General features: G+C 70.8%; 7 protein-coding genes. 2 read left to right on the top strand and 5 right to left on the bottom strand.

What is annotated here, in order from left to right; translation table 11 throughout:
• Positions 1-449: 449 nt before the first annotated feature.
• Positions 450-1,457 carry a stage II sporulation protein M gene (locus ACTYVM_RS20510; protein WP_445527298.1) on the bottom strand — a complete coding sequence of 336 codons (1,008 nt, stop codon included), beginning with the start codon at positions 1,455-1,457 and terminating at the stop codon, positions 450-452.
• 131 nt (positions 1,458-1,588) lie between these two features.
• Between ACTYVM_RS20510 and ACTYVM_RS20505 the strand changes: the two genes are divergently transcribed.
• Positions 1,589-2,638 carry an RDD family protein gene (locus tag ACTYVM_RS20505; protein WP_445527297.1) on the top strand — a complete coding sequence of 350 codons (1,050 nt, stop codon included), beginning with the start codon at positions 1,589-1,591 and terminating at the stop codon, positions 2,636-2,638.
• 16 nt (positions 2,639-2,654) lie between these two features.
• Here ACTYVM_RS20505 and ACTYVM_RS20500 read toward each other — a convergent pair whose 3' ends face one another.
• Positions 2,655-3,272, bottom strand: a complete 618-nt coding sequence (locus ACTYVM_RS20500; RefSeq protein WP_445527296.1) for a hypothetical protein — start codon at positions 3,270-3,272, stop codon at positions 2,655-2,657.
• A 176-nt stretch (positions 3,273-3,448) separates the two neighbouring features.
• Positions 3,449-4,906, bottom strand: a complete 1,458-nt coding sequence (gene ahcY, locus ACTYVM_RS20495) for an adenosylhomocysteinase (protein ID WP_445527295.1) — start codon at positions 4,904-4,906, stop codon at positions 3,449-3,451.
• A gap of 283 nt (positions 4,907-5,189) precedes the next feature.
• Between ahcY and lepB the strand changes: the two genes are divergently transcribed.
• Positions 5,190-5,864 carry a signal peptidase I gene (lepB, locus tag ACTYVM_RS20490; RefSeq protein WP_445527294.1) on the top strand — a complete coding sequence of 225 codons (675 nt, stop codon included), beginning with the start codon at positions 5,190-5,192 and terminating at the stop codon, positions 5,862-5,864.
• Between the two features lie 58 nt (positions 5,865-5,922).
• On the opposite strand, the gene ACTYVM_RS20485 is transcribed toward lepB, so the two are convergent.
• Both ACTYVM_RS20485 and manA read right to left on the bottom strand, forming a co-directional pair.
• A complete protein-coding gene (locus tag ACTYVM_RS20485; RefSeq protein WP_445527293.1) occupies positions 5,923-6,903 on the bottom strand; it encodes a cation diffusion facilitator family transporter in 981 nt (326 codons plus the stop codon).
• A 137-nt stretch (positions 6,904-7,040) separates the two neighbouring features.
• Positions 7,041-8,192: a mannose-6-phosphate isomerase, class I gene (gene manA / locus ACTYVM_RS20480; protein WP_445527292.1), complete on the bottom strand. Its 1,152-nt coding sequence runs from the start codon at positions 8,190-8,192 to the stop codon at positions 7,041-7,043.
• Between the last annotated feature and the right edge of the window lie 59 nt (positions 8,193-8,251).

The raw sequence follows: 8,251 nt of genomic DNA, 5'->3' as shown, positions 1-8,251 counted from the left end.
CAGATGCTGGAGACGGGGTATCAACTAATCTGGCGTTGATTTTTGGCACGCTGTTGAGTTCTCAAGGAACGGACGCTTCCTTCGTACTCACCCTCTCGGGCTTTCCTCCGGGCGCTTCCCTTCGGTGTTTCCGACTCTATCAGATCTTTCCGATCCGATTTCCTCGGTGCTTTCCAGGTTTCCGCTCTCGCGTTTCCCTTTCCGGCGGTTCCGACTTTATCAGAACTTTTGAGCCGGTCTGACCGGCCCTCGTTTTCCGATTCATCGGGAGAGGCTTCTTCATGATCGATGTTATCGATGTGCACAGAAGCAGATAGATACTCACTGCCACCCTCGTGGACTGTGTCCATCTCCGGGCAACTGTTTGAATCTACCTCCCCACCCGACCCGTGTCAACGGCTCCGGTGCGGCGAAGAGGACAGTAGCAGCTCGGCGGGCCTGAACGCACATCAGGCGGCGGTCGGCACGCTCGCGCTTCGCTCGATCGGCGCTACGTCCCCTGTGCCGCCGGCCCGTGCCGCCCGACCGCCGAGGACGTAGACGTAGGCCAGGAAGGCCAGCTCGGCGACGACACCGATCCCTATGCGGGCCCAGGTGGGCAGCCCCGACGGCGTCACGAAGCCTTCGATGGCGCCTGACACGAGGAGGACGAGGGCCAGGCCGATCGCCATGCCCACCGCGGCTCTGCCTTCTTCGGCGAGAGCCGTGCGGCGGGATCGGGGGCCGGGATCGATCACTGTCCAGCCGAGGCGCAGTCCCGTACCCGCGGCGACGAAGACCGCCGTCAGTTCGAGCAGCCCGTGCGGGAGGACGAGCCCCAGGAAGGTGTCGAGCCGGCCGGCCGAGGACATCAGGCCGATGCCCACACCGAGGTTGAGCATGTTCTGGAAGAGGATCCACAGGACCGGTAGTCCCAGGAAGACACCCAGGACCAGGCACATCGCGGCGGCCTGCGCGTTGTTCGTCCAGACCTGGGCGGCGAAGGCGGCCGCGGGGTGGCTGGAGTAGTAGGTCTCGTACTCACCGCCGGGGCGGGTGAGCTGCCGTAGCTCGCTGGGGGCCGCGATCGCGGCCTGTACCTCGGGGTGCGTACCGATCCACCAGCCCAGGAGCGCGGCGACGACGGTGGACAGGAGCGCGGTGGGGACCCACCAGTGGCGGGCCCGGTAGACCGCCGCGGGGAACCCCTCCAGCAGGAAGCCGGTGACGTCCCGCCACGAGGCGCGGCGGGTCCCCGTCACGGCGCTGCGGGCCCCGGCCACGAGCTGGCTGAGCCGGCCCGTCAGCTGCGGGTCGGGGGCACTGGACTGGATCAGGGAGAGGTGGGTGGCGGTGCGCTGGTAGAGGCCGACGAGCTCGTCGGCCTCCGCGCCGCTGAGTCGGCTTCGACGGCGGAGCAGGGTGTCGAGGCGGTCCCATTCCGCTCGGTGGGCGGAGACGAAGACGTCCAGGTCCATCGTGTCTGCCTGCTCCTCGGCTGGTTGTTCGACAACTCGTCGGCTGTATCAGCTTGTCTTCTTGCGGCGCGGCCGCCCTCAGCTTGGCAGACTGGCCGTTCTCGGGGCAGGCCAGGGGAAGGACGACGGGCGTGAGTGAGCTGGTGACGGGTGAGGCCGTGGCGCTGGAGGTGCGCCCGGCGAGGCTGCCCAGCAGGGCCCTGGCGGTGACCCTCGATCTCGTCGTGACGGTGGTGGTCTACATCGCCGTGTCCTTGGTCCTCCTGGCGTCCACGTCCTCCCTGGACGAGGCCGCGCAGGTCGCGGTGTCGATCGCGACGTTCCTGCTCGTGCTGGTCGGCGGGCCGATAGCCGTGGAGACGCTCAGCCACGGGCGGTCTCTGGGGAAGATGGCCTGCGGGCTGCGGGTGGTCCGGGACGACGGCGGGCCGATCCGGTTCCGGCACGCGCTCGTGCGTGGGGCAATCGGTGTGGTCGAGATTCTGATGACGTTCGGGGTCGTCGCCTGTATCGCGTCGCTGGTGTCGGCTCGGGGGCGTCGGCTGGGTGACGTGTTCGCGGGCACCCTGGTCGTGCGGGAGCGTGTGCCGGACGGGCGGGCGACCGCCGTGCCTCCGCCGCCGCCCTGGCTGGCGGGGCGTTTCTCGGCGCTGGATCTGTCGGCGGTTCCCGACGGACTGTGGCTGGCGGTGCGGCAGTACCTGACGCGGATGCAGAACCTGGATCCGCAGGTGGGCTGGAACATGGCCGAACGGCTCGCCGCCGATCTCGCCGCCCGCACCGGGACTCCGGCACCGCCGGAGGTTCCGGCGGCCATGTATCTGGCGGCGGTGTTGCAGGAGCGGCAGGCACGCGAGGCCCGGCGTGCGTTCGGCGGCGACTTCGTGGCCGGCGCGTCCGCCGGAGGGGGCGGCGTCCCGGTCACCGGGCCCGGTGCGGCGCCCGGTGTTCCCGGCTTCCCGCCGCCGCAGCTGCCGGCGTACGGCGTGCCGCAGCCGCCTGTCCACGGCGTCGGTGAGCACTCGGCGACTCCCGCAGTGTCCGGCGCTGCTTCACCCGCCGCGCCTCAGGACGCCTCGTCCCAGGGCGCCCCGCCCGCAGACCTCCCGCCGCGTCAGGCGGCTTCCGGGGACAGCGCGCGGACCGGGCGTCCCGGCACCGGGTTCGCGCCTCCGGCCTGATGCGCCGGCCGATGCGTCAGGTGCCGAAGACCGACGGGGGCGACTGAAGGTCCTCGAGCTCGATGCCGGGGGCCGCCAGAACCACGTCCCCGGCGATGTGCACGGAGTACTGCTCGCCCGTGTCCAGGGCTGTGACCTGGTATTCGTCCACGGTCAGCGGGCCGTTGTCAGTGGCGTGTGCTTCTCTTTCCACCAGAGCCCAGGACTGGTCCACGGTGCGGGGGGCGAGGACCGGATCCGTGAGGGCGACGAGGCGGACGCGGGTCGCGGCGGCGGAGGGGGTGAGGCGCAGGAGACGGGCGGTGGCGATGAGGAACGCGGGGGACGTGCCGGTGAAGGCGTGGGCGCGCGCAGTGCCTTCGGTGGCATGGCTGCCGGTGGGGTCGGTGCGGACCCAGGTGACGCCGTCGAGGGCGGCACCGCGCACCTGCCAGCTCCCCGCGTGCAGTTCGAGGCGGATGGGGCGGCCGAGATCGTCGAGGGCCAGGTCGACGGAGCCGTGATGAGCGCCCGAGGGGGTGGTCACCTGGGATACGTAGCGCCAGCCGGAGGGGCCGGGGGCGCACTGGAAGTGCTCTTCGGCGAAGGGGGTGTGATCGTGCGGATCGTGGAGCGAATATCGGCCGCGGGGCATGGGGGTCCTGGGGTGTGACGGGGTGGTCCGGCCGCCTCGCCGCCGCGGGCAGGCGGGCGTGACGGCCGCCGGCCCGGTCGAGCCGGTCCGGTCGAAAAGGGGCAGGCCCCCGACACGGGGGTGCGGGGGCCTGCCTCAGGGACCTGGCTGAGACGCGGGGTGCGGCTCGGTGGCGGTCAGTAGCGGTAGTGGTCCGACTTGTACGGGCCGTCGACCTCCACACCGATGTACGCGGCCTGCTCGGGGCGCAGCTTGGTGAGCTTGACGCCGAGGGCGTCCAGGTGGAGGCGGGCGACCTTCTCGTCGAGGTGCTTGGGCAGCACGTAGACGCCGGTCGGGTACTCGTCGGGCTTGGTGAACAGCTCGATCTGGGCCAGGGTCTGGTCCGCGAAGGAGTTGGACATCACGAACGACGGGTGACCGGTGGCGTTGCCCAGGTTCAGCAGGCGGCCCTCCGACAGCACGATGATCTTCTTGCCGTCCGGGAAGGTCCAGGTGTGGACCTGCGGCTTGACCTCGTCCTTGACGATGCCGGGGATCCGGGCGAGGCCGGCCATGTCGATCTCGTTGTCGAAGTGGCCGATGTTGCCGACGATGGCCTGGTGCTTCATCTTCGCCATGTCGGAGGCGAGGATGATGTCCTTGTTGCCGGTGGTGGTGACGAAGATGTCGGCCGTCTCGACGACGTCGTCCAGCGTGGTGACCTGGTAGCCGTCCATCGCCGCCTGGAGGGCGCAGATCGGGTCGATCTCGGTGATGATCACGCGGGCGCCCTGGCCGCGCAGGGACTCCGCGCAGCCCTTGCCCACGTCGCCGTAGCCGCACACGACCGCGGTCTTGCCGCCGATCAGGACGTCGGTGGCGCGGTTGATCCCGTCGACCAGGGAGTGCCGGCAGCCGTACTTGTTGTCGAACTTCGACTTGGTGACGGCGTCGTTGACGTTGATCGCCGGGAACAGGAGGGTGCCCTCCCGCTGCATCTCGTACAGGCGGTGCACGCCGGTGGTGGTCTCCTCGGTGACGCCGCGGATCTCGGAGGCCAGCCGGGTCCACTTCTGGGGGTTCTCGCCCAGGGTGCGGGTCAGCAGCTGGAGGATGACGCGGTGCTCGTCGGACTCGGCGGTGTCGGGCGAGGGGACCTTGCCGTCCTTCTCGTACTCGACGCCGTTGTGGACCAGCAGGGTGGCGTCACCGCCGTCGTCCAGGATCATGTTCGGGCCGCCGGTGGTGCTGTCCGGCCAGGTCAGCGCCTGCTCGGTGCACCACCAGTACTCCTCGAGGGTCTCGCCCTTCCAGGCGAAGACCGGGACGCCCTGAGGGTCGTCGGGGGTGCCGTCGGGGCCGACGGCGATGGCGGCTGCCGCGTGGTCCTGGGTGGAGAAGATGTTGCAGGACGCCCAGCGGACCCGCGCGCCGAGGGCCGTCAGGGTCTCGATCAGGACGGCGGTCTGCACGGTCATGTGCAGGGAGCCGGTGATGCGGGCGCCCTTGAGCGGCTGCTTCTCGGCGTACTCCGCGCGGAGGGCCATCAGGCCCGGCATCTCGTGCTCGGCGAGGGAGATCTCCTTGCGGCCGAACTCGGCCAGGGACAGGTCGGCGACCTTGAAGTCCTGTCGGTTCTCGACAGTCGTCATGGGGTGCTGCTCCTCGGGGTTGGGGCGAGGTGGGTACGGCTGACCTGCGCGGCGGTGGACACAGCGGTGCCCGAAGAGGACACAGGCATGCCCGCGTGCGCGCAGCGCAGTCCGTCGGAGGCCCTCTCTCCCTCGGCCGGCCCGTCCTCGGGCCGCCCGACCGCCATCAGCAGCGACGTCTGGCTCCGTCCCAAGCTACACCGGAGAGCGGGTCGGCCCCAGTCCGTGTCAGGACACTTCGCTACCCTCAGCGCCGCGGACGGGCCGCGTGGGGAGGGGACGGATGTCTGGCAGAGGGCGAGGACTCGGGGCCGCGGCGATGGTGCTGGGAGTGGTGGGACTGGTGCTGGGCTTCGGCTCCTTCGGGTACGCGAGGGCGGCGTACGGGGGATCCGTCGTACAGGGCTCCAGCATGTCTCCGACGTACGCGCGCGGGGACCGGGTCTTCTTCGAGCGGGTCGACGGCACCCAGGTGCGGCGCGGTGACGTCGTGCTGTTCTCCGCGCCGGACCGCTACGGCGTCACCGCCAACGTGATGAACCGGGTCATCGGAGTGGGTGGCGATCACGTGGTGTGCTGCACGGGTGGGGGAAGAGGGGCGCAGGTCATCGTGAACGGCAAGCCGCTCCAGGAGCCGTACGTGAAGGACGGCGACGCCGACGGGGCGCACAAGGCGTACGACGTGACGGTTCCGAAGGGGCGCCTGTTCCTGCTGGGCGACTATCGGGCGAACTCGAACGACTCGCGGTTCTTCGCCGCCGACCACGGCGGGACGGTGCCCGTCTCGGCCGTCCAAGGCCGGGTCACCCGGAGTCACACCGCCCTCGTCCTGATCGTCGTGGGGATGCTGGCGGGGGTTGTCTCGGTCCTGGTCGGGCTCGGGCTGGGGATCGCGGCGCTGGCCGTACGGCGGCGGAAGGCGGTGCCGCCCGTGCCGCCGGCGCCCGTGCGGGCGTGAACGCGGACGGCGCCCGCCGAGGCAGAAGGATCGGCGGGCGCCGTCACGGCTTGGGGACTCAGTGTCCGGTGGGGTGCGGTGTCGGGCCGCCCGGGGTGGCCTCGCGGTCAGGGCCCCTGGCCGCCTCGACCTCGCTGTAGATGTCCGGTTCCAGGTAGATGACGCGGGCGATGGGGACCGCGGCGCGGATGCGGGCCTCGGCGGCGTCGATGGCGGCGGCGACCTCGGCGGCCGTGTCGTCGTGCTGGACGGCGATCTTGGCGGCGACGAGCAGTTCCTCGGGGCCGAGGTGGAGCGTGCGCATGTGGATGACACCGGTGACGGTGTCCCCGTCGACCGTGGCGGTCTCGATCCGCCGGACCACGTCGGTGCCGGCGGCCTCGCCGAGCAGCAGGGACTTGGTCTCGGCGGCCAGGACGAGGGCGATCAGCACGAGCAGGGCGCCGATGCAGACCGTGCCGATGCCGTCCCAGACGCCGTCGCCGGTGAGCAGGGAGAGGCCCACACCTCCGAGGGCGAGGACGAGACCGATCAGCGCGCCGAAGTCCTCCAGGAGCACGACCGGCAGTTCGGGCGCCTTGGCGCGGCGGATGAACTGGGGCCAGGACAGCTTGCCGCGCAGTGCGTCGGCCTCCTTGACGGCCGTGCGGAAGGAGAAGCCCTCGGCGACGATCGCGAAGAGGAGGACGCCCACCGGCCAGTACCAGTGCTCCAGTTCGTGCGGGTGGCTGATCTTCTCGATGCCCTCGTAGATGGCGAACATGCCGCCGACGGAGAACAGGACGATGGAGACGAGGAAGGCGTAGACGTACCGCTCGCGGCCGTAGCCGAAGGGGTGCTGCGGGGTCGCCTCGCGCTGGGCCCGCTTGCCGCCGATCAGCAGCAGGAACTGGTTGCCGGAGTCGGCGAGGGAGTGTACGCCCTCGGCGAGCATCGACGAGGAGCCGCTGAAGGCGAACGCCACGAACTTGGCTGCCGCGATGGCGAGGTTGGCGCCGAGTGCCGCCATGATCGCCCGGGTACCGCCTGACGCGCTCATCTGTTCGTGTCGTCCCTTCGCCGTCGTGCTCGGTTGCGGTCCTGACCCGTCATCGGCCAACGGCCAATGGGACATTGTCGCAGTCCGGTCGGGCGGCGGTACCCGGGCGGCGGCCTCTCGGGCCGCCGCCCGTGCGGTCATACGACGACCGTGGACCGGAACAGGGTGCCGGTGCCGGACACGTCGGTCTTTTCGCCGGCCGGGACGAACACGGACTGCCCCGGGGCGAGTTCCTGTTCGCCGGCCCGGACGGAGCCGGCCGTGCAGAGCAGGATCTGCGGGGTGTCGAGGGTGAGGTCGCGGGCGGTGGCGTTCTCGGTCAGGACGTAGCGGGACAGGCGGAACTCGTCGACGGGGGTGTCGTAGACCTCCTCGCCGTCGGGGCCGGCCTCCGGGCGCAGGACGCCGGGGTCGCGGGCCTCGAAGCGGACGATGCGCAGAAGTTCGGGGACGTCGACGTGCTTGGGGGTCAGGCCGCAGCGCAGGACGTTGTCGGAGTTGGCCATGATCTCCACGCCCAGTCCGTCGAGGTAGGCGTGCGGGATGCCGGCGCCGAGGAAGACCGCCTCGCCCGGCTTGAGACGGAAGTGGTTGAGGAGCATCGCAGCCAGCACGCCGGGGTCGCCGGGGTAGTGGCGGGCGATGCCGGCGTAGGGGGCGTGGTCGCCGCCGAGGCGGGCGCAGGCGGCCGCGGCCTCGGCGACCGTGCCGGCCATCTCCTCGCGGTCGGCGGTGAGCAGGGCGGTGAGGACCTCGCGCAGGGCGGCTTCCTCGGGGCCGGCGCGCAGCACGTCGATGTACGGCTTGAGGGAGTCGACGCCGAGGGCGTCCAGCAGGTCGGCGGCCCGGTTCGGCGCGCGGAACCCGCACAGGCCGTCGAACTCGGTGAGTGCGCAGACCAGTTCGGGCTTGTGGTTGGCGTCCTTGTAGTTGCGGTACGGGGCGTCCACGGGGACGCCTCGGCGCTCCTCGTCGGCGTATCCCTCCTTGGCCTGTTCCAGGTCGGGGTGGACCTGGAGGGAGAGCGGGGCTCCGGCGGCGAGGATCTTGAGCAGGAAGGGCAGGCGCGGGCCGAACTTCGCGACCGTCCTGGCGCCCAGTTCCTCCTCCGGGCCGGCCTCGATGACCTCGGCGAGGGTGCCGCGCGGGGTGCGGGAGGGTGCGCCCGGGTGGGCCCCCATCCACAGCTCCGCCTGGGGTTCGCCGCTCGGCTCGACACCCAGCAGGTGCGGGATGGCGGTGGTGGAGCCCCAGGCGTAGGGGCGGATGGTGTTGTCGAGGCGGTCCATGCGCTTCTCTCTGCGGATCTCTGTGCGGTTCTGGGCTGTGCTCGGCGTTCTCAGCTGTG

The sequence above is a fragment of the Streptomyces cyslabdanicus genome, assembly GCF_052663305.1.
This window is presented reverse-complemented; position numbering and strand designations above follow the sequence as displayed.

What these genes read in the sequence shown, in the direction of transcription:
- ACTYVM_RS20510 (WP_445527298.1), bottom strand. Translation starts at nt 1,457, where the DNA reads ATGGACCTGGACGTCTTCGTCTCCGCCCACCGAGCGGAATGGGACCGC.
- lepB (WP_445527294.1), top strand. Translation starts at nt 5,190, where the DNA reads ATGTCTGGCAGAGGGCGAGGACTCGGGGCCGCGGCGATGGTGCTGGGA.
- ACTYVM_RS20500 (WP_445527296.1), bottom strand. Translation starts at nt 3,272, where the DNA reads ATGCCCCGCGGCCGATATTCGCTCCACGATCCGCACGATCACACCCCC.
- ahcY (WP_445527295.1), bottom strand. Translation starts at nt 4,906, where the DNA reads ATGACGACTGTCGAGAACCGACAGGACTTCAAGGTCGCCGACCTGTCC.
- ACTYVM_RS20485 (WP_445527293.1), bottom strand. Translation starts at nt 6,903, where the DNA reads ATGAGCGCGTCAGGCGGTACCCGGGCGATCATGGCGGCACTCGGCGCC.
- manA (WP_445527292.1), bottom strand. Translation starts at nt 8,192, where the DNA reads ATGGACCGCCTCGACAACACCATCCGCCCCTACGCCTGGGGCTCCACC.